General features: G+C 40.7%; 21 protein-coding genes. 9 read left to right on the top strand and 12 right to left on the bottom strand.

What is annotated here, in order from left to right:
- The first annotated feature begins 385 nt into the window (after window positions 1-385).
- Window positions 386-916, top strand: coding sequence for a GNAT family N-acetyltransferase (locus tag PO771_RS18120; protein WP_272561032.1), 531 nt, complete (start codon window positions 386-388; stop codon window positions 914-916).
- Between the two features lie 470 nt (window positions 917-1,386).
- Here the strand turns inward: PO771_RS18120 and PO771_RS18115 are convergent, their stop codons facing one another.
- A complete protein-coding gene (locus tag PO771_RS18115) occupies window positions 1,387-1,722 on the bottom strand; it encodes a DoxX family protein (protein ID WP_336297963.1) in 336 nt (111 codons plus the stop codon).
- 171 nt (window positions 1,723-1,893) lie between these two features.
- On the opposite strand from PO771_RS18115, the gene PO771_RS18110 reads away from it, so the two are divergent.
- Window positions 1,894-2,550 carry a Crp/Fnr family transcriptional regulator gene (locus PO771_RS18110; protein WP_272561030.1) on the top strand — a complete coding sequence of 219 codons (657 nt, stop codon included), beginning with the start codon at window positions 1,894-1,896 and terminating at the stop codon, window positions 2,548-2,550.
- Window positions 2,551-3,121: 571 nt separating this feature from the next.
- Here PO771_RS18110 and PO771_RS18105 read toward each other — a convergent pair.
- The 3 genes from PO771_RS18105 to PO771_RS18095 all read right to left on the bottom strand — a co-directional run bounded on the left by PO771_RS18105 (window position 3,122) and on the right by PO771_RS18095 (window position 6,504).
- Entirely contained in the window at window positions 3,122-4,018 is an 897-nt protein-coding gene (locus PO771_RS18105) for an MBL fold metallo-hydrolase (protein WP_272561029.1), read from the bottom strand.
- Window positions 4,019-4,115: 97 nt separating this feature from the next.
- Window positions 4,116-5,819 carry an MFS transporter gene (locus PO771_RS18100; protein ID WP_272561028.1) on the bottom strand — a complete coding sequence of 568 codons (1,704 nt, stop codon included), beginning with the start codon at window positions 5,817-5,819 and terminating at the stop codon, window positions 4,116-4,118.
- A gap of 79 nt (window positions 5,820-5,898) precedes the next feature.
- Window positions 5,899-6,504: a TetR/AcrR family transcriptional regulator gene (locus tag PO771_RS18095; protein ID WP_272561027.1), complete on the bottom strand. Its 606-nt coding sequence runs from the start codon at window positions 6,502-6,504 to the stop codon at window positions 5,899-5,901.
- Between the two features lie 222 nt (window positions 6,505-6,726).
- Between PO771_RS18095 and PO771_RS18090 the strand changes: the two genes are divergently transcribed.
- Window positions 6,727-6,867, top strand: coding sequence for a class I SAM-dependent methyltransferase (locus tag PO771_RS18090; RefSeq protein ID WP_272561026.1), 141 nt, complete (start codon window positions 6,727-6,729; stop codon window positions 6,865-6,867).
- A 374-nt stretch (window positions 6,868-7,241) separates the two neighbouring features.
- Window positions 7,242-7,763, top strand: coding sequence for a YfiT family bacillithiol transferase (locus PO771_RS18085; RefSeq protein ID WP_272561025.1), 522 nt, complete (start codon window positions 7,242-7,244; stop codon window positions 7,761-7,763).
- Between the two features lie 294 nt (window positions 7,764-8,057).
- Here the strand turns inward: PO771_RS18085 and PO771_RS18080 are convergent, their stop codons facing one another.
- The 4 genes from PO771_RS18080 to PO771_RS18065 all read right to left on the bottom strand — a co-directional run bounded on the left by PO771_RS18080 (window position 8,058) and on the right by PO771_RS18065 (window position 11,075).
- A complete protein-coding gene (locus PO771_RS18080; protein WP_272561024.1) occupies window positions 8,058-8,924 on the bottom strand; it encodes an SDR family oxidoreductase in 867 nt (288 codons plus the stop codon).
- The gene (locus PO771_RS18075) at window positions 8,921-9,478 is read right to left on the bottom strand and encodes a hypothetical protein (RefSeq protein ID WP_272561023.1); all 558 of its coding nucleotides are present in this window, start codon (window positions 9,476-9,478) and stop codon (window positions 8,921-8,923) included. The genes PO771_RS18080 and PO771_RS18075 overlap by 4 nt, the downstream gene beginning before the upstream one ends.
- Window positions 9,479-9,548: 70 nt before the next feature.
- On the bottom strand, window positions 9,549-10,097 hold the full coding sequence (locus PO771_RS18070) for a MarR family winged helix-turn-helix transcriptional regulator (protein ID WP_272561021.1): 549 nt from the start codon (window positions 10,095-10,097) through the stop codon (window positions 9,549-9,551).
- Between the two features lie 69 nt (window positions 10,098-10,166).
- On the bottom strand, window positions 10,167-11,075 hold the full coding sequence (locus PO771_RS18065; protein WP_272561020.1) for an alpha/beta hydrolase: 909 nt from the start codon (window positions 11,073-11,075) through the stop codon (window positions 10,167-10,169).
- A 134-nt stretch (window positions 11,076-11,209) separates the two neighbouring features.
- Between PO771_RS18065 and PO771_RS18060 the strand changes: the two genes are divergently transcribed.
- From PO771_RS18060 to PO771_RS18050, 3 genes are all read left to right on the top strand, one after another.
- On the top strand, window positions 11,210-12,055 hold the full coding sequence (locus tag PO771_RS18060; RefSeq protein WP_272561019.1) for a helix-turn-helix transcriptional regulator: 846 nt from the start codon (window positions 11,210-11,212) through the stop codon (window positions 12,053-12,055).
- A 230-nt stretch (window positions 12,056-12,285) separates the two neighbouring features.
- Window positions 12,286-13,980 (top strand): HAMP domain-containing methyl-accepting chemotaxis protein, encoded by a 1,695-nt coding sequence (locus PO771_RS18055; protein ID WP_272561018.1) that lies wholly within the window; start codon window positions 12,286-12,288, stop codon window positions 13,978-13,980.
- Window positions 13,981-14,154: 174 nt separating this feature from the next.
- Complete coding sequence (locus tag PO771_RS18050; RefSeq protein ID WP_272561017.1) at window positions 14,155-14,631, top strand: staygreen family protein; 477 nt, start codon at window positions 14,155-14,157, stop codon at window positions 14,629-14,631.
- On the opposite strand, the gene PO771_RS18045 is transcribed toward PO771_RS18050, so the two are convergent.
- A complete protein-coding gene (locus PO771_RS18045) occupies window positions 14,626-15,234 on the bottom strand; it encodes a TetR/AcrR family transcriptional regulator (protein ID WP_272561016.1) in 609 nt (202 codons plus the stop codon). The two genes, PO771_RS18050 and PO771_RS18045, sit on opposite strands and share 6 nt — an antisense overlap.
- Window positions 15,235-15,452: 218 nt before the next feature.
- On the opposite strand from PO771_RS18045, the gene cyoE reads away from it, so the two are divergent.
- Window positions 15,453-16,322 (top strand): heme o synthase, encoded by an 870-nt coding sequence (gene cyoE, locus PO771_RS18040; protein WP_422665020.1) that lies wholly within the window; start codon window positions 15,453-15,455, stop codon window positions 16,320-16,322.
- A gap of 513 nt (window positions 16,323-16,835) precedes the next feature.
- Here the strand turns inward: cyoE and PO771_RS18035 are convergent.
- The 3 genes from PO771_RS18035 to pdxR form a co-directional block, all read right to left on the bottom strand.
- On the bottom strand, window positions 16,836-17,528 hold the full coding sequence (locus PO771_RS18035; RefSeq protein WP_272563210.1) for a M24 family metallopeptidase: 693 nt from the start codon (window positions 17,526-17,528) through the stop codon (window positions 16,836-16,838).
- 31 nt (window positions 17,529-17,559) lie between these two features.
- A complete protein-coding gene (locus PO771_RS18030; RefSeq protein WP_272561014.1) occupies window positions 17,560-18,321 on the bottom strand; it encodes an HAD-IIB family hydrolase in 762 nt (253 codons plus the stop codon).
- Between the two features lie 101 nt (window positions 18,322-18,422).
- Entirely contained in the window at window positions 18,423-19,808 is a 1,386-nt protein-coding gene (gene pdxR / locus PO771_RS18025; protein WP_272561013.1) for a MocR-like pyridoxine biosynthesis transcription factor PdxR, read from the bottom strand.
- A 171-nt stretch (window positions 19,809-19,979) separates the two neighbouring features.
- On the opposite strand from pdxR, the gene PO771_RS18020 reads away from it, so the two are divergent.
- The gene (locus PO771_RS18020) at window positions 19,980-20,462 is read left to right on the top strand and encodes a DinB family protein (RefSeq protein WP_272561012.1); all 483 of its coding nucleotides are present in this window, start codon (window positions 19,980-19,982) and stop codon (window positions 20,460-20,462) included.
- The last annotated feature ends 8 nt before the right edge of the window (window positions 20,463-20,470 follow it).

The raw sequence follows: 20,470 nt of genomic DNA, 5'->3' as shown, positions 1-20,470 counted from the left end.
GATAGGTCTACTAGATTAAAAGGAATCAATGCGGATTAAAAATTAAGTTCGATAATTTTTAACGAAGGTTGATCAAAAATCCTGTTTTGAAAATGCAGGATTTTTTCTTGTTCAGTAAAAGGACCAGATTGTTGGATAAGTCGAAAATTGCGTAACAAAAATATTTTGAGATTAATTGTAGTGAACCGTACCACAAATAGTGGCAAAGAAGAAAATGATGATAAAGGTTGAAGCGGCATTGATAAATAGGCTTTTGGGGGATTAAGCGTAGATAAAGCTTATAACTTCTTATATAATGAAACTATTTCAAATATGAAGGGACTGAACTATGCACAGATGTCAATATTTTCAACCTAACTATTAAAATATAATGGAGGTAAAAGTATTGATTACAGAGTTACACACAGAACGTTTACATTTGAGAAAAATGAAGGTATCGGATTCGTCTAGCTTGTTTAAAATTTGGTCTGATCCAGATGTTACTAAATTTATGAATGTTAGTTGTTTTACTAATGAAAATCAAGCAAAAGAAATGATCGCTCTTCTTGATGACCTTTCTCAAGAAAGAAAGGCTATCCGTTTCTCCATAATTAGAATAGAAACCAATGAAATCATAGGTTCCTGTGGTTATAATTCCTTGGATTTTGAAAATGAAAAAGCAGAAATTGGATATGATATTGCTAAATCATTTTGGGGAAAAGGATATGCTTCAGAAGCTATCTATTCTTTGTTAGATTACGCATTCTCATCTTTAAAGATGAATCGAATCGAGGCAAAAGTTGAACCCGAAAACGTGAATTCAATAAAGCTTTTACAAAAGCTAAACTTTACGTTTGAAGGAACACTAAGACAATATGAAAGAGTAGACGGAAAGTTTAACGATCTCAATATCTATTCAAAATTAATATCGGATTGATTTGATTTCTCCTGCCTATTTTGAATTGTAAGTAACTTACATGAAAACTTATCGTTACAGATAGCGTGGGGAAACCGTATCACAAGGCATTACGGGACACGAGAGTTTAATAAAGAGAAGTCTGTTCAAAGAAGCCACTCCATTGTTCGGAGTGGCTTTATCTTTATATACAGATGTAAAGGTTATGGTCAAATTGTACATTGTGCTTAAATACATTGCGGAGAACCGTATCACAAGTGATGGTATACACGATCAGAAAAGAAATAGCACTTGATAGTAGTTATATCAGCAGATTAAAACGATAGTGATATTTAAACTAACGTCTCCGTTAGCACAACAATCAAACATACGCAAAGGGCTACTTTACGTATGTTTCTTTTGCTCGCCACCACGGTATGATGTCAGCCGGTTGACCCCAGCAATTTTCCTTATTCAATTTACTTCCAAAATAAGTAACGGTAAGTTTGCTGTTACATCATAATAAGTAAGATGGACAAGCCCAACATTAGAAATGCATTGATTGCCATATAGGGGTTATGCTTGGCCCTGAATAGATGTGCGTGAATGGCACCAAGCATAAGAACCGAGATTAATGCAGCAGCGTATTTTAAAAGTTCGGAGTACCAGAATCCTGCCAGTATTCCTATCACTCCAATCGTCTCCAGGGTTGCGACTACATACATAAACCAGAACGGGTAACGATATTCATTCCAGTGCTGAACCATTGTTTTTGTTCGGAGAAATTTGATGGCAGCAGAGAATGTAAACATAATAACTAAAATCATTTGAATGATTAAGGTAACCATATTCAAACAAACACCTCTCCCTTATGATATTCTGCAGGGTCATCCCCTTCTGTAGTACAGTATAAAGTGGGATTGTCATTTCGAATGTAGGGTAGACTACAAAGTCGATGCTAGGAGGGGGCTTACCTGGATAAAATAAAATATTTATCCCGAATTCAATTATTTGACGAGTTGGGTCTGGAACAATTACAAAATCTTGATCATGTTACCCCAGCGAATGCCGTTAAAAGAAAAACAATAATAGCTTCTCCCCATATGCCACAAAAGTGTTTGTTTCTAGTAAAATCCGGAAAGGTTCGATTATACAGGATATTAAAATCGGGGAAAGAATTAACCGTTGACATAATAGGGGATGGACACATTTTCGGTGAAGTTGGATCTTTTACGACGGGTTCAGAAAGTTTGTATGCGGAAACAATAGATGACTCAATCATTTGTACACTGGACAAGGACAAGTTTGAAACAATTGTAAAGTCACACCCAGAGATAGGGCTTAGGTTGATTGAGATCGTTTCTTCACGTTTAAAAGAAGTGGAGGAAATGCTCGAACTAATAGCCTATGGAAGCGTACGAAAAAGGCTCCTCTACATGCTCTATAAATTATCCCAAAAGTTTGGGCAAAAGGAAGATTCAGACCAGGAGTGGGTTCAGTTGGAGGTCAAGCTCACTCATCAAGAATTAGCTAGTATGACGGGGAGCATTCGTGAGACAGTGACGGAACAATTAAGCAATTTTGTTTCTGAAGGTCTGATAAGCAAAATAGGCTTACGAAGTCCGTTATCTGTACACCCGGAACGCATTTTAAGAGCGATGGAAAAATGCAATTAAAAAACTTGCCGTTACCGACACTACGCTGAACCGTGTCACAAATAGCAGAAAATTGAATTGAGCGTTGATCTTGCAATGCTAAATCTGCAGATTGGAGTTCAAGTATACACACTCAACACATGTGGAAACGGTAATATTGATGGTTCGTAATTGAGATGTGGCAAGTTCGCTGAACTTAAATTAAGTCTTCAAAAGTCCAAGGAAACATGCTACTTGGACTTTTTGTTGTTCTGATTTCGTGTATCTAAAGGTGATGTCGACTTCCTCGTAATACTTCTACCCTACTCAATAACATCTGCATAAGAGATAATGATGCTATATAACTTGTATGAATTATAAGTGTTTTTTGTGGTGAGCTGACCTCTAAACCTCTCAAGCTATGGAGCTCAACAAAATCGTTTTTTAGTCAGCATCGCCCGCTTATGGAATCCTTATTCTGTTCTTCTCCCCAGATCCTGCCACCAGACTTCCCGCTGTGGAGATTGCGGAATCTGTTCCAGATAGACCGCTTCGCCGATTCTAGGTATATGGTATGGGATGCTCTGCTCTTCGGCTGCGGCCGATAACCTTCTTACAGGGTCGTTCCAATCATGCAGCGCCAAAGCGAACCCCCCCAGTGTACGGGCAGCAGAACTCCTCCCTGGACGTCACGATGAGCTTGTACCGTCTCCTCCGGAAGCATATGCACGCCGCTCCACCGTTTGTCATATTGCCCGCATTCCATATATTGCCCGCATTCCATAAAGGCCAGTTCGAACGGTCCGTGCTGACGACCTATTCGCTTAAAGTGAGGACCGTAACCCCCGTCCCCACTGTAGAAGAGACTTCTCTTCTCTGTCTTGATTACCCACGAGCACCATAGGGTGGAATCCTGATCGAACAGCCCTCTTCCCGAGAAATGTCTCGCCGGAGTGCAAGTGAAGCGAATGCCCTGAACGCTCCGTTCTTCTCCCCAGTCCAGCTCGATGACGGTATCGGGCGACGCTCCTCTTTTCCGGATTCGCTTGCCGACTCCGAGCGGAACGAGGAAAGTGCCAGTTTTCGGAATAAGCTTGCGGATAGAGGAAGAATCCAGATGATCGTAGTGATCGTGAGACAGAACAACGATATCGATCGGAGGAAGTTCCTCAATTGTAATTGGCAGCTTGACGCTGAATCTGCGATTGCGGGAGAAAGGAAACGGCGTCGGGTTCTTGCCAAGCATCGGATCAAGCAGGATCGTTTTGCCTCCAATCTGCAGCAAGGACGCCGAATGTCCGAACCAAAAGATCTTGTCTTTTCCGTCGCTTAGCGTGCCACGCTGAAGGGGGACGATAGGAAGCGGCTGCTTCGGCCTTCTCTGAGTCTTAGCGGATAGAAATTCACGAAGCATGGATACAATGTCTCCTGCACTAAATTTCACGATCACGGGGATTTCGTTCTGGAATTTGCCGTTCTTGGCTCGCCTCGATCGATTCCAATCGTCCATCTGTTTACTCTCCTCATATTCATTTTGCGCGTCGGTAAACGCGAGCTTTGAATAAACTTTTAACGACTTTCAGCCCTGGCGTCGTTTCATGTTTAATTTAATGTGAACTGACAGCCGTTCTCTTGGTTTCACCATTGACCTTTTGTCTTCGTTTATCCGAGAAGAAAGCGATGAATATGCTTGGAATAAGTAAGAAACTAACCAAATGAAAAGTTGAGCTAAATCCCTTTGCCATATCCGATCGTATTTCAGCATTGATACTTGGCCACAACTGTTTAATCTGTTCTCGATTATGATCAAAAGCTACTTTAATCGTTTCCTGCTTTTGACTTGGTGCTTGAAGAAATGCTTCCTTTTCACGTTGATCCACCTGTTCCAAAACTTTCTCTAATGTCATCTTTTGCTGGGCGTTTCCTTCTTGTAGCGATTCAATGTTCATTGATTGAATACTTGTAATCATTCCGTCTTTCATAGACGCATCAAGTTCGGAAGCTTGAATCGTTTGTATAGCTTTGTCACGAGCAGTTGAAAGTTCGTTCTTCATATTACTGCTCAGCATCGTAGCTAATAAAGCGACACCTACTACCATCCCGAGTGTACGTGCCACATTGGTAACTCCTGAAACGATCCCAAGCTTGTCGGCAGGAATGTTGTTAACAGCTGAACCAAAAAGCGGCACAACCGATATACCAAGCCCTGCACCTAACAGAGAAAGTCGCCACAACGCGTCAAAGCGAGACGAATCCGCATCTAGGCTGCCAAATAAATAAACCGCTACAGTGATAATGGTCAAACCGAAACTTGCCAAGAAGCGGCCACCTATTTTTTCAGACACCGGCCCGGAAACTACCGAAAATACCGTTGCAGTCAAAGAGCTTGCAATGATCGTCATTCCCGCTTCAAGCACAGACATATTACGTAAACTCGTTAAGTAAAAGGCGATTAAAAAACTTCCAGCAGACGTTCCAATCGAAGTAAATAATAGTGAAATAGAAGAAGCATTAAAGGTTGAAATGCGCATCAATGACAAGGGGAGCATCGGATCTTTTGATCTTCTTTCAACAACTATAAACAATGTAAGTGACAATAATGATCCTGCGAATAACGATAAGACGTAGAAGGAACTCCAACCATAATCCGATGTCTCTATTAATCCTAATGTGAAGCAAAAAATGGCGGCTGAAATCGTTAACATTCCTGCAATATCTATGTTTTTGCTAGCGGTTTTGTCGTAAGACTCTTTTATTAATATGTAAGAAACGATAAACGAAATGATAGCAATCGGAAGATTTACGAAATATACAGACTGCCAATTGAAGTACTCGGTCAAAATTCCTCCTAGTGCTGGCCCACTTGCACTAGCCACGCCTGCTATTGCTCCCCAGATCCCTAGAACAGCGCCATGTTTTTCTTTCGGAAAAAGTTGAATGGCAAGCGGAATGGTGACGGGTACAATAATGGCCGCACTTAAGCCTTGCAACACACGAAACAAAATGAGTAAATCAAGTGTTGATGCAATTCCGCACAAAAAAGAAGTTAACGTAAACAAAATTAGTCCGATGAGAAAAAGTTTTTTGCGACCAAATTGATCCGCTATGCGCGAAGCTGTTAACATCAATACCGCAAATGCTATATTGTATCCATTTATGATCCAACTAATATCTCTCACATCACGATTAAAATATTCAGCCGTTTTCGGCAATGCAATATTCACAATCGTTGTATCCAGCAGTGCGATAAAATATCCTAAAATAATTCCAATAAATGTTAGTATTGTTCTACCCCTACTCAAATTGTTCACTCGCCGCCATCTCCCTCTCTATAATATTGTTATTTTGCAACCATTGTTGTCCTGCAATCTCGGTTGCCTGTAACCACTGTCATTCATCCTTAGAAAATTTAAATTTTTGTTTCGCCCCTAGCAATCGATTTGAAAAATCTTCCATCGCAGCAAGAACCTCTGGTTCAATAATACCCGATCGTATACAGTCGTCGTCAAAAATGCAGTCAAATACCGCTACGATCATAAAAGCAGTTTGCTTTGGAAATTCCACATTGAACAAACCAGCCTCAACACCTTCTTCGATAACAGATTGTACAAGTGGCTTAATTTCGTTATTACATCGAATTTCAAACAAATGATTCAGCACTAAACTTTCATTTTGATGGATGTAACTCATGAGGTCGCTATTCCAACCTTCAAAATAAATAAAAGATTTGGCCATCTGTTCAAATTTATGAATCGCATCTATTTGACTGTTACGCGCAGTCATTTCCATTACATGAATAAGGCGATCAGAGTAACGCTCAAGCAGGTGATCAACTAACTCATCTTTCGATTTGAAATAATGATAAAACGTTCCTTTTGCAATGCCCATTCGTTGCACAATATCCTGAACCGTTGTTTTTTCGAAGCCTTTTTCCAAAAACAGACATTCGGCCGTTTGTATAATTTCGTTAAACCCTTCGTCACGTGTCCTGACCATCGATCATCACATCTCTTTCCAATTTTTTTCAAATTATAACTCACCGACCGACCACCGGTCAATGATGTTCTGAAAAATATATGTCGATAATCTTTAACGGAAGTTACATTTATACGTTGAGATATCGATGAGCTTCCGGGGTTCACATAACACGGAAGTATAACCAACAAGTTAAATAAAAATAATTGGGAATCTTTTTTTGATGCACATGCACCTCACTACATGAATAATGGTTTTACCAAGAACACCATTTCGGAAGGAAGTACCATCCTTGATGTAGGGTGTGGCACAGGAAGACATTCCATCGAACTAGCAAAGCGTGGATACAAGGTCACAGGAGTCGATATATCATCAGAACATTAAACATTATACGGATGAATGGGATTTGCCTGAAGGAAAAAAAGCAGGTTGAGGTTAAGGAGCGAAGATACCTCCCGTTTGAATTGAAACAGATGTTTTCTCAGGTGGAACTGAAGGTTGAGAACAAATCAGAGCAAACTCTATTCCTTCGGACAAGTACATGATTGTGTTGTCACTGTCTACTCGTCACATGTGGAAGATGTAATATTGATGGTTCGCAAGGAATAGATGAGATGTGACAGTATCGTTCAAAGAAAGAATTGAAAAACTTGAAGCTACATGATTTCGCGATTGAATGATTAGAGATGATATAAAGTCAATTAGCCACTTATGATAAGATCTAATCATATATTTGAAGAAAAAGGGGGGGGAATAGAATGAATGTAAAGTTTCCGATAGGACAATTTCAGTGTGAGGAAGAAATTAGCTTTGCACAAGTTAATAAGTGGATTGAAGAAATTCGTGTTTTACCAGCAGAGCTTCATAACACAGTAGAAGGTTTAGATGATGTACAATTAGATACGCCTTATAGAGATGGTGGGTGGACGATTCGGCAAGTCGTTCATCACGTTGCAGACAGTCATATGAATGCTTATATCCGATTTAAGCTAGCTTTGACAGAAAATCGACCAACAATCAAACCATACGATGAAGGGCTATGGGCAGAACTGTCCGATTCAAAATTGCCAGTAGCAATATCCCTGAAACTAATTGAAGCTTTACATACTAAATGGGCAGCACTTTTATCAAATTTAACAGAATCGGATTTGAAAAAAGAATTTATACATCCAGATTCAGGTGTTATAACAGTTGAGAGAAATATCGGTATTTATGCTTGGCATGGCAAACACCATTTAGCGCATATTCAACGTTTACTTGAACGCAAAGGGTGGGAATGAAATTCTCGCAAATGCTTCACTTTTATACGATAGCGATTATGAATATAAGGCGGCAAAGATTTCTAATCTAAAAATCGAACAGGTTCAAAAAGAGAGAAGAAGCTTTGAACTGATGACAGAACAACGGTACACCGGCGAGTCTTTCCGGTCTACCGTTGTTGACGTTATGGAGCAAATATTTTTATCTGAGCTGAGCACCAGCTGTTTTTACACAACGCTACCTCGATTGGCTTTCCTTTACGAAATCGAATGACTCCTCTATCTGTTACAGTAACCAGTTCTCGGGGTCCGTTACTATCGGAAACTTTCTACATATTCATACAGAAAAGCGTCTAGAGTGCGAGGCTCTCTACCGAGCAAGCGCTTTACAGTGTCCGTAGGTTTTTCCGGCACCACCGTAGACATGGCTTGAATCTCCACAACGTGGTTCGCGAGCCAAGCAGGCATGTGCTCGTGCTCCATTAGACTTCGGAGCAGTACGTGGCGGTCCATGTCTATGTAGTGTATCGGTCGATTAAGCAGGGCGGATAGTTTATTCGCGATCTGGGGATAGCTAAAAACCTCCGAACCGGTAAGCGTATAGATTTGTCCTGATACCTCCCGGTTGGTCAGGACCTCTGCGGCAACATCCGCAATATCTCGACAGTCAATGAAGTTACATGGTGAATCACCCATGGAGCCGAAAAAAGCATCTTGTGTTACGATCGTTGGGGCAAAACGCAGCAAGTTTTGCATGAACGCATACGGGCGTAACACCGTGTGAGTGAGACCAGATTCGCATAGAGCTTTCTCAATTTCGCTATGCCAACCTGCCACTGTCACTGGAGAGCTTTTCTCGAAGGCAGGACTGGATATCTTTACGATGTGCTCGATTCCAGCTTCGGCGGCAATATGAATGATTGAAGTCTCCAATTCGATCTGTCTTGGACTGTTGGACATTGTAAGGAAGAGCTGGGTAGCTCCTGTAAACGCCCGGCGCAATGATTCAGGATCGGAAGCATCAGCCGCTGCGACCTCGATAGTCGACTGACCTAAATCCGCGATCTGACTCCGTAATTTCTCAGGCTCTCTACTTAGCGCTCGCGCAGGTACGCCAAGATCAATCAAACGTTTCAAAAGTGCACTGCCGATTATACTTGTTGCTCCCATTATAACGATCATCTTCTATCTCCTCCGTTAGCTGAAAAATTTTTTGTGACAGTAAGACGCCATCGCCATGTTACTGTCGTGCTGGCGATCGTTGCAGATAGCGGGAAATCAGTCCAGACACGACTGAACCAGGCCAAGTGATTGCTCGGATTAAGAATTTCTAGTAAACCGGATGTTACCCATGCCGCGAATAAGCCAAACAAGGCCCCGGTCAATGCGAACATTCCTACTACAATCAAGCGAGGTGTGCTGATGATCCATTGTTTATGTCCTCCTCGACTACGCAACCAAAGGCCAATCATCCAGGCTACTAGAGCCGATGATCCTCCGATCGTAGTCAATGCTCCTATTTGAAGACCCCTGTCGGAGGTGACCAATCCCCCGATTCCTGCCATGATGGCAGGAGCAGCATAAGCGGTTACAACTTCACGCCACAGCACAAAGTTTTTGGAACTAGAACCAGCAGCTTTGACGTCATAAATACCTTCCGTATTATTCTGGTAGCTCATCTTGGCTGTTTCGTCACTCCTTCCTTTAAGTAGTTCAGCGGTTGCTTTCACCACCATATAATTAGGATCCTAACTATATGGTGGTGAAAATGGGCTAGCTTTACTAGCCCGTTTCACACTTTACTGATTATTCATTTGGTTTGCCTGATTCATCCGTTAGCGCTGAGATGCCTTGTGTAACCCGGCCGAGCAGGTCGAGAAATACACTACGCTCCTCGATACTGAGTGAGCCCACCATTGCTTCCAGTCGAGCGAAATGCTCAGGAGCCATTTCACGGAGCTTCTTTCTTCCTTCCTCCGTTAAAATGACCGATTTCTGACGGCCATCGTGTGAACTTGGTCGCCGGGATACGAGGCCATCTCGCTCAAGCGTGTCGATAAGACCTGTCACTGTAGCACGTGTAACACCTAGATGCTCCGCCAATTGCGAGGGTAATTCTTCTCCTTCGTTATCTTCAAGGTCTGCAAGTAAACGATAACGACCCGTTGATAAATCGAATCTGGAGAAATGAATTTCCGCAGCATGTCCAAGCTTGGCTCCCGCTGCCATTAGCCTAGACGCGACGAGTATAGCCTGTGCATCTACATCGAGGTTATAGCGTTCAATCTGGCGCTTGGATTGTATAAGCGAGGGAATAGCGGTACTGTCATTTATTACTTTAGTATCCTTGGTCATGCATATAGTATGGATCCTAATTATTTTTGTGTCAATACATTTTTTAACACGTCTTCAAGTTGTAAATGATTACTTCAACAAGTGTTGACTAAACCATTTGACGGCTTCTGTACTTGATTGTTCAAAATGATTGAGATACGGATCAAAGTGTCCACCTGACAACAATGCTAATCTTTTTGGCTGTAACGCATTTTCATAAGCTTCGAGGGCCAGATCAGTAGGCGTAACATAATCGTTTTCGCCAACGATCATAAGTAACGGTGTTGGACTGATTCTGGAAACATAGATACCAGGTTCATAAGATCTTGAAAACTCTACAGAACGTAATGTCACTTCATTGCGCCAACCCGGAGCGAGTGCTCCACCTTCGGAATACCATTTTACAGCATCTGGCATCGTGTAAATCGCGTTTCCATCCGCTTCATGAGGGATTACAGAAAGCATTTGTGGCTCCTCGCCTTTCATACGACGAACACGGTCTTCCGCAAATGAATGTAACAATTTTTCTACTGCTTCCCCAGGTACACGACGTAGAGCACTTTGATACCCACTTATCGTAGGTACTTGAGAAACTACACATTTCACACGTCGGTCTGTGGCAGCTACAACCAAAACATGTCCTCCACTATAACTTGATCCCCACACGCCAATTCTGTTGTTATCTACTTCAGGCATCATGCTCGCGTATGTGATAGCATGACGATAGTCTTCAATTTGTTGCCAAGGATTAACTTCTTGACGAGGCATGCCATCACTTGCGCCAAAACCGCGATAATCAAAAACTAATGCTGCAAGCCCAGCTTGGGCAAATACTTCTGCATAACGGTCAAGATACATTTCTTTCACAGCAGAATAGCCATGTGCCATTACGATGGCAGGAACTTGATGACCATTGGATTCGGGTACATAGAGCCACCCGCGAAGAGTGATACCATCTGCATCGAATTCAATATCTCGTCTAGTAAAATTCCTTTGCATGTTATTACCGTCCTTTTACGAAGATTGATTTTTTTCGCCCACTTAGTAGGAGCATGTATAATATAAAATGACAATAGAAGGGTAGCTAGAAAAGGACTTATCCTAGGATTATTACTCCTAGGATGTACATCAACATGGAGGCTGTAATGAAAAATCCTGATGAGGTGCGTCACAAAGAGTTAGGCGAATTTCTTAAAACAAGACGCGCCCGGCTTCTTCCTGAACAGGTTGGATTACCCTCGGGAAGTCGGAGGCGTACAACAGGTTTAAGACGCGAAGAAGTAGCGCAGTTAGCAAGAGTTAGCGTAGATTGGTACACCAGGTTAGAACAGGGGCGGGATATCAATGTATCCGCACATTTTTTAGAGGAATTGGCGAGGGTACTAAAACTGAGCAGCAGTGAAAGACGACATCTGTTCCTGCTAGCTAGGCAGCAAATGCCTTTTGAAAAAACGGACACCTCAGGCAAAGTAAGTCCAGCTTTACAAAAGTTTTTGAACCATCAGGATCCAAATCCGGCCTATGTGACGAATCTTAAGTGGGATTTTGTAGCCTGGAATCAGGCGGCGTGCAAAGTTTTTGGAGATTATAATACGATGTCGGAGTTAGAGCGAAATTCCCTATGGAGAGCGTTTACATCACCGTACATGAGGAAGCTTCTGGAGGATGATTGGGAGGCGCATGCTCAAAGACGGCTAGCCCAGTTTCGTGCTGGTTACGGAAGGTATATCGATGAGCCATGGTGGGGGGAAATGATCGATAAACTAACGAAAGAGAGCGAAGAGTTTCGAGAATGGTGGTTGCGGCATGATGTCCTAGATACACCGGAAGGAAGAAAGGTGCTTCACCATCCGCAAGTAGGAGAACTAGTTCTCGGTCATCTCTCATTTCAGGTAAGTGATGCGCCTGATTTAATAGTTACGGTGCATATGTCGGAAACTGAGGAAACGTTGGAGAAGTTATGGCAACTTCTTCGTTGAAAATCTAACCATACTTGGCAATGAGTATGTGACTTAAAGACTATTCCTTGTATAGGAATAGTCTTTAATTTTATAAAATATTATTAAGAAAATATAAAAAAACAAAAAAATGAATAAAAAATAAAGATTAACCTTCATGTTTATGGTACTTTTATCTTAAGTAATAAGATTCATGCCAAATAAACAGAAAATATTAACTAATCAATTTACAAGAGAGAGGGAGAAGGGAAATGTCGGTTGGGAAAAAACTACTCTTATCGTCAATGGCTATTTTTTTAATCATTTTATTTTTAGGGGTAAACGCTTTGCTCCGAATGAATGACATTAACAAAAAAGCTGATGAAATTAACACAAGCTGGCTGCCTGGAGTTGCTTCTATAAATAATATTAACTTTTTAACGGAGCATGTACTCACACAGGAACTAAAGTTTATGGACTCTACGAAACCTGAGGAAAGAAAAAATCTAGCAGAACAAATGAATAAAACCTTGGCTAAAGTCCAGGACACATTAGCTAGTTATGAAAAAACCATTTTTTTAGATGAAGATCGAAAAAACTTCGAAGGCTTAAAAAAAGAATGGGCAGCTTATCAAGATATTCATCAACAGATCGTAAACTCAAAAATAGGGGATACCAAGCTGTTTTTACAACTAAGAGAGCAATCTGCTGCCTCATTCTCTGCGATGCAAAACTATCTTGATGCGCTTGTGAAACTGAATAACGATGGTTCTGATAAAGCAGCGACAGAGGCAAATGATATTTATACAAATGGGAAATGGCTCATTATCATTCTAGAGATCGTTGCCATTGTGAGTAGCCTTGCTATTTCTTTACTGCTGGCTCGTAACATTACTCGTCCACTTAAATTAGTCACAGAAAACGTAAAGCTTGTGTCGGAAGGGGATTTAAGTTTAGAAGCTGTCCAGGTCGCTAATCGTGATGAAATCGGTGAATTAGCTGCACATTTTAACGATATGGTCGTGAAACTACGTCATGTTGTTACCTCCATTAATACGAGTGCCGAACAAGTGGCTGAAACGTCTTTTCAGCTTTCGGAAGCGGCTCAACAATCAGGGGAAAGTTCTGCGCAAGTAGCTGCTACGATTAACGACGTTGCCGAAGGAGCTTCCCGACAAGCAGATCAAGCTGGTATGATTCTAAGAATAATGAATACTACAAAGGAAAAAGTAGACATCGGGAATCAGCAGGCCGTAAAAACCTTACAAAACGCCAACGCTTCTACTACGCTTTCGCATGAGGGGAATACAGCTATTCGTGATGCGGTTGAACATTTGGATACGGTCAAAGAAACGGTGGAACTCGCCACAGATTCTATTCAAAAACTAGGGAAGCGATCAGAAGAAATCGGAAATATTATTACCGTTATTACAGACATCTCAAGCCAAACGAATCTCCTGGCACTAAATGCGGCGATCGAGGCTGCACGTGCTGGGGAACAAGGTAAGGGATTTGCTGTTGTTGCAGATGAGGTACGAAAGCTAGCGGAAGAATCAAGTAAAGCTGCGGGACAAATTACAGAATTGATTCACCATATTCAATCTGAAACATTTACGACAATCGAAACAATGGAGAAGAACCTAGAAGCGGTTCATCATCAGGTACACATTATAGAGCGGGGCGGAGACGCATTAGATCGGATTGTAAAAAATGTAGAAGAAACTGAAAAAGATACAAAACACGTACAAGAGATTTTTAAAGAAATAAATCAGAACTCGCACGAAGTATTTACCTCTATCCAGGGAATCTCGCACGTCATTGAAGAAGCTGCGGCATCTTCCCAGGAGGTGGCTGCAGTAGCCGAAGAACAGTCTGCTACGGTACAAGAAATCGCAGCCAGCTCTACAGAGTTATCTACGATTGCTGCACGCCTGAAACAGGAAGTGTCCATTTTTAAATTAGCCTAAAAAAGAAGCGTCAATAAGCAAAGGCTGTACTCGATATAAAGGGTACAGCCTTTGCTTATATCCTTCATGGGCATGAACACAGTCATATAGTTAATGACCCACATATTGTAAATGTATAGTAATTGACTTCTGAAGTTCCTAAACTACTATGCTTGCTTACAGGGGGAGAAATATATGTCTGTTTTTAACCCACAGAAATTATTTGTGAAATTTATTCCACCCGCCACTTTTTACCACCCGATTGAAGGAAGGAAATATACGCTTACCCATTCTGACATTACCGCTGAATTATTTCTGGATATTGGATGTGTGTACAATTATGAGGCTATTAACTGGAAAATGCGAGATGAAGTACTGGCAGAATGGGTGAAAAATCAGCAGGGTCTTTTAATTTTAATGGGAAAGGCATATGTAGACGGTGGAGAATTCGACAAAAATGTTTCAGGCATCCGTTTTAACGTATTCAAAAAAGAAATGGACACTGCACTAAAAGGAATTATATATGGAGACATACCGTTTTATTCTACTTATCCCGTCCTGCTTGATGCCCCCATCTACCTTTCCTATGAATCTGTTTATCCAGAGTATAGGAATGTTTTTTATTACGGTACACCACGTCAATACTTAAAACAAATCTACCAAGGTTCATGATATATCTTGGCGGAGTATGTTTTGTAGTGCTTTTCCATATAGGTTTGGAGGCGTACGTTCTCCGGTAATATGAGAAAATATGGTCATGCCGTTCTCTAGTGACAGAATTGTCCAGGCTAGTTCTTCTGAAGATAAAGTGCATTCATGATTTTTTTCTGACATCATCTTCCCAATGATTTTAGAAATTTTGTCTACGGATTCTATAATCAGAGCCGCCCATTTCTTGCGTACAGATTCATCACGCATTGCGTATAAGAGAAATTCCATGCTCAGGATGCTCCATACGCGGCTTTTTTTGCTAACTAAATGGAAATAATCATCTATGTTTTCGATTACATGATCGAATGATTGCTGTTCGCTCCACACTTCATGAATGAGATTTACATGTGATTGAATTTGTTGCTCTAGTAAAGCGAGAAACAACTCTTCTTTGGATTCGAAATGGGCATAAACAGCCCCTTTACTAAATCCGGCAAACTCCGCAATTTTATCGACAGAGGCTCCATGAAAACCAAGTTGCGCAAAAGTTTCCGCAGCGGATTCGAGGAGCATTTGTCGTGTTTCCTGTTTGCGCTCTTTTTGAGTTAATCTTCGTTTGGCCACTATCGCGCCTCCTTTTCTTGACAATTGTACCATATAGAATTAATATACCACTTAGAATATATATACCAATAAGTATATAAGTTCTGAGGATTATGTACAATTCATGTGAATCTAAAAATAAAGATAAAGGAAAGAGGGTAACATTGCGAAGTGTTGTAAGGAAAGATACAGATGTTCTAAAAGCCTCTCGCACAACGTCGAAACAGACTTTATCAAACATTTTGGCACAAACCGTTAAAACCGGGATTATTAAATCAAATCTGATTCCGATGTTTGCAGGATTGACATTGGCCTTATATACATATCAGATTAGCTTGTCTGCTAAACTTCCCGAAATACTATGTGCTTTGATTGGCTCGACTTTGGTAATGGGTGCCGCAGGTGCGTTTAATAACTTGTATGATCGTGATATTGATGCGGTTATGGAGAGAACAAAACATAGACCGACTGTGACCGGTGCAATAAAGCCAAAGTCTGTATTATGGCTTGGAATTGTGATGAGCATTCTTGGACTAGCGGTACTGGCACTAGCAACGCCGCTAGCGGCATTCTTAGGATTTCTGGGTTTGTTTTTTTATGTAGTCCCATACACGATGTGGAGTAAACGGCGAACGATTTATAATACGGAGGTGGGAAGTATTTCTGGAGCCATGCCACCTCTTATAGGATGGGCGGCGATTCATCCAGACGTTACGCATCCTGCAATTCTGGGACTTTTTTTGATTATGATTATCTGGCAAATGCCTCACTTTTATGCGATCGCGATTCGTAAACACACTGAATATGAGGCGGCAAATATCCCTATGCTTCCAGTTGTTAAAGGTGTGAAGCGAACATATATACAAACGAATATCTATTTAGTGGTGTTAGTTGCAGTCAGTTTTCTTTTTGGGTCTTTAAGTGTTGGGATTATGTTAGTTGCACTTCTTTTAAGTGTGGCATGGCTTGTCTTAAGTGTTGTCGGTTATAAAAGGATGGACCCGGAGAAATGGGCAAAGGCTCTGTTTGTTTTTTCGCTTTTCCATATGACCATTTTATTTTCGACAGTTATTATTTACTCGCTTATTGGCATTCTTTTTACCCGTTAAAATAACGGGTATTTTTTGTGCAAAAAAGGATGTTTCAGCATAGCCCTTACTGTATGATTGGACACTCAAAGGACAAAGTCCTGAAAAGGTTGGTAGGGTTCAATATGAAATTAAGAACAATGACAAAGTTCCTTTATCAAATAGTGGACTTGCAACACTGGGTCCTGATCATCAAATCAGTGCTGGAGGAAGCTGTAGTAAATGTCCACTAGAAGCTTTGGAAGATGATGAATGGATGCTTACGATTACGTGGGATAAGAAAACTGAAACCATTCACATGCCGAAGCAAAGTGAGGGGGAGAGAATAATGGGAAGAAGCTTTGAGCCGATGACAGCATTATTTCAGGTCGGGGGAATTGTTTTTATCGGTCTGATTGTATACATAGTCTATCGTTTTGTAAAAAAATGAAGAGTATGACGGCACAACGGTAGACCAGCCACTTTTCCCGGTCTACCGTTGTCTACGTTACAGAGTGAATAGGACTCTCCTGCGTTATTTCTTATCTTAACAATCTATTCAACTGTTAATAACTGCTCGAAGAAGCCGCCGATTTTCAGTTCCCGATCAATAAAGTGTATCTCTAGAATCCAGTCTCGTGTCTGGCCGTTCTGATCAGGTTCTCTCATGGGAACTGGATTATCGGGATGAATATAGTTTTCAACTTCATCTCCTTGAATTTGTTCATGAGGGAATTCACCAATGAGGTGACCTGCAATTGGGCTTCCGAATTCCCATCCATACTTTTTCGCAAGATCACAAGCAAATGCGAAAAGTTCACTGCCTGTAATAGTTGGATTGGATTGAAAGAAGGCTTTTCCCTCTTCCCAAGCTTGTTCAAGATCATTACGCAGCTTTATTTTCATTGGATCTTCTCCAAGAACGTATGTCCGACCGAAATCAGCTTCCCAGTCTTCAAAGATGGGGCCGAAGTCAAGAAAGATAATGTCTTCCTCCGACACAGTTAAATCTGGTGGATTTTCACGATAAGGATATAAGGTGTTCCTTCCAGCTCGCACAATACGTTTATGCCAATATTTCTTAATACCGAACATTTGGAAGGCTAACTCATAAATTTCTTGATTGATTTGTTTTTCCGTTACACCGCCACGTAGGATGCCTTTTTCTTCGATCGCTTTAAATAGATCTTCAGCCTTCTTTTCAGCATCGCGCAGAGATACGTGCTTTTTCTCCAGGGACTGATTCATCATTTCCTCTCACCTCTCGTAAATTATTCTGTTAAACAAATACGGTACTAAGCTCATGTAGTTTCGAGATAATATTTTGTTCGGTTTTTTCATCAACCAAAATTTGGTCTTTCGCTATCATAAGAAGAGGTTCATATTCACCGATTACGACGGAGTGGTGAGCCTTTTTAAATAACGGGAGATCGTTCATGTCATTTCCAAAGCAAACAAACGGCTCTAGAGAGAGACCTGATTGCTCCAGGGCGGCCATTTTATTCACATCTTTATATGTGATATCTAAAATACCTTCAGCAGAATGATAATGAATGGTGACATCTAACTGTGCCATTCTCCGCGATAATTCTTCAAAGTTAGTGCAAGATAACACAACAATTTTAATGAAAGACTCAATTTGATCAATTGCTATATGAGTAGCCAACTTATGTGGATCTACATTCATAAGAAAAGGATGCTGCGGTTTCAAATTGAAAGCATAGTTCCACTTATCATCAATGAGATATTCAGCATGATAATCATCCAGTATAGTAACGATTTCTTCAGCTAATGTAGTCGGAATCGGAGTAAAGAAGCGGGGCTTTCCTTGGTAGTACGTCATCGCCCCGTTAGCTCCGATTAAAAGATGGTTGTTAAATCGGTCATCTAAAACCGGCAGCATGTCACGACAAGGTCGTGCAGAAGCAAATCCAACAAAATGACCGGATTCCTGTAACTCCAATAAAAGATCTAAAATGTTCTTCGAAATGGGTTGTCCCTTAAAGCAAATGGTTCCATCCATATCAAAAATAAAGTTCATGTATATACCCACCTTAATAAGTATGATGTACATACATAGTAAACAGAACTTCTTTACGGTTAAAGGGACAGAACGGATAAAGTGGGTAGGACAAGCTGAGATTAAACGGATTCAAACCAAGCTTCAGCCAGTAATTTTATGCCGGTATAAATCTGACTACAATCTAAAGCTCCGTAACCGAGCAGTACAGTTGGATACTTATCTGCCCGATGAAACCAATATCTAGATGTTCCATAAACTTTAACGCCTTTTTTTAAACCCAGCCCAATTAACTCAGATTCTGTTTTATCTGTTTTGACAGTTAAGAAAACGTGTAGGCCTATATCTTTCCCTTCGATTTCTACTAAACTCCTCATATTGTGTGATATAGCTTCAAAAAAGGCTTTCCGCTTCTCTTCATATTTTTTTCGCATCTTTTGTAAATGCTTATACCAATAGCCGTCAGATAAATATTGTGAAAAAGTTAATTGATCAAGCCTCGGAACAGGCTGATCATATTCTGGCACTTTTGCGTAAAATAAAGAGAGTACATCGTAAGGAAGTACCAGGTAGCTTATATTGGAGACTGGTAATAACGCTTTTGAAATTCTGCCAATATAAATTACCTTTTCGGGATATAGACTTTGAATAGAAGGTAAATAACCGTCTCCATCTTTAAATTCCCATTCGTAGTCATCCTCTATAATGTATTGATTCGAATAGACCCACTGAATCAGTTGTTGTCTTTTGTCTTGAGACATAGCCATCTTATTCATAAATTGCTGAGAAGGGCTTACATACATAACATCGGCATGACTTTTCTCAAGTTCTTCTATCGAAACTCCGTCTGCGGTTAAAGGAATCGCACACACTTGGAAACCGTGGTTTAAAAAAGTGTTCCTTGCCCCATCGTATCCGGGATCTTCTACCCCAATGATATGTTTATCCACTGCTAGGAGCTGGCATAAAAAAGATACAAGTTGCTGAGGAGTAGAACCAATAATAATTTGTTCGGGATTAGATACTACTCCTCTCGATTCGTACAGTAATCTTGATAGTTCTTTCCGTAAGACGTATTCCCCTTGTGATTTCCCTTCTACCCTATAATCACTTTGATTATTAGCTATAAAGGTGTTACGCACTTTGTTCCACTGGTTAAAAGGGAATGCAGCAAGTTCAATATTTCCATAACGAAAATCGAGATGTATATGTTGGTTATATGAGTCATTTGAAATAGATAAGTGATCATGAATGCTCTTTTCGCCTTGATGCACTACCTTATACCCTTTTTTGGGGATATTGCATATGTATCCTTCTGACACTAAAAGGTGATAGGCATTCTCTACCGTATTTTTACTAACTTTAAGTGATTGTGCACAGCTTCGTATGGAGGGAAGAAAAGCGTCATATTGTAATTGGCCTTGTAATATTTCATCTTTAAAATAGCTATAAATTTGAAAAAATAAAGGCTTTGGATTGGACAAAAGATTTAAAGAAAACTCACGCATTTTATTCCTCGTTTCTTCAAAATTAAAATTAAGTTTATCAATAATTGTCCAACAATCAAGATTTATACATCGAACAAGAACCGATTTTTTCCTGTACAAAAAAAGGATTTGCGATATAAAGCATGAAATATGAATGTACGTGTCATCAACCTTATAACAGGGAGGGTATGTATGATCCATAATGTAGAGGAATTTGTAGAGTTTCTAGGCGGATTGCGCAAGCGTACCATGAACTATGTAAAGGCTGTACCGAATTCAATCCTGGAATGGAAACCGGCGGAGGATAAATTTTCAACGGGAGATATACTGCGCCATCTTGCTTCCTCTGAGCTTATGTTTTTGAGCGTATTCGAGCATGGGAAATGGAGTTACCCCGGTCATGAAAGCAGCAAAGGGGAAACTATCGAGGAAATTATTCCGTACATGGAAGCCTGTCATACAAGGTTAATGGAGGGCTTATTGAGCTTAGGAAATGATCTCCTGGAAAAAAAGGTTCCAACTTTACATGGACATGAAGTAAGCTCCTGGAGAATTATGATGGCACTGACAGAACACGAGATTCATCATCGGGGGCAGCTGTCCACATATCTTCAGATGAACGGAATCGAACCGCCCCAGATCTTTGGTCTGAAAATCGAACAAGTTGAAAGATAATACAGGAA

Origin of the sequence: Aneurinibacillus uraniidurans (assembly GCF_028471905.1) — a bacterium.
Taxonomy (GTDB): domain Bacteria; phylum Bacillota; class Bacilli; order Aneurinibacillales; family Aneurinibacillaceae; genus Aneurinibacillus; species Aneurinibacillus uraniidurans.
This window is presented reverse-complemented; position numbering and strand designations above follow the sequence as displayed.

Coding starts and splice junctions, on each gene's coding strand:
- PO771_RS18115 (WP_336297963.1), bottom strand. CDS start 1,722: ATGGTTACCTTAATCATTCAAATGATTTTAGTTATTATGTTTACATTC.
- PO771_RS18105 (WP_272561029.1), bottom strand. CDS start 4,018: ATGGACGATTGGAATCGATCGAGGCGAGCCAAGAACGGCAAATTCCAG.
- PO771_RS18095 (WP_272561027.1), bottom strand. CDS start 6,504: ATGGTCAGGACACGTGACGAAGGGTTTAACGAAATTATACAAACGGCC.
- PO771_RS18090 (WP_272561026.1), top strand. CDS start 6,727: ATGAATAATGGTTTTACCAAGAACACCATTTCGGAAGGAAGTACCATC.
- PO771_RS18085 (WP_272561025.1), top strand. CDS start 7,242: ATGAATGTAAAGTTTCCGATAGGACAATTTCAGTGTGAGGAAGAAATT.
- PO771_RS18080 (WP_272561024.1), bottom strand. CDS start 8,924: ATGATCGTTATAATGGGAGCAACAAGTATAATCGGCAGTGCACTTTTG.
- PO771_RS18075 (WP_272561023.1), bottom strand. CDS start 9,478: ATGGTGGTGAAAGCAACCGCTGAACTACTTAAAGGAAGGAGTGACGAA.
- PO771_RS18070 (WP_272561021.1), bottom strand. CDS start 10,097: ATGACCAAGGATACTAAAGTAATAAATGACAGTACCGCTATTCCCTCG.
- PO771_RS18065 (WP_272561020.1), bottom strand. CDS start 11,075: ATGCAAAGGAATTTTACTAGACGAGATATTGAATTCGATGCAGATGGT.
- PO771_RS18060 (WP_272561019.1), top strand. CDS start 11,210: ATGGAGGCTGTAATGAAAAATCCTGATGAGGTGCGTCACAAAGAGTTA.
- PO771_RS18055 (WP_272561018.1), top strand. CDS start 12,286: ATGTCGGTTGGGAAAAAACTACTCTTATCGTCAATGGCTATTTTTTTA.
- PO771_RS18050 (WP_272561017.1), top strand. CDS start 14,155: ATGTCTGTTTTTAACCCACAGAAATTATTTGTGAAATTTATTCCACCC.
- PO771_RS18035 (WP_272563210.1), bottom strand. CDS start 17,528: ATGAATCAGTCCCTGGAGAAAAAGCACGTATCTCTGCGCGATGCTGAA.
- PO771_RS18030 (WP_272561014.1), bottom strand. CDS start 18,321: ATGAACTTTATTTTTGATATGGATGGAACCATTTGCTTTAAGGGACAA.
- pdxR (WP_272561013.1), bottom strand. CDS start 19,808: ATGCGTGAGTTTTCTTTAAATCTTTTGTCCAATCCAAAGCCTTTATTT.
- PO771_RS18020 (WP_272561012.1), top strand. CDS start 19,980: ATGATCCATAATGTAGAGGAATTTGTAGAGTTTCTAGGCGGATTGCGC.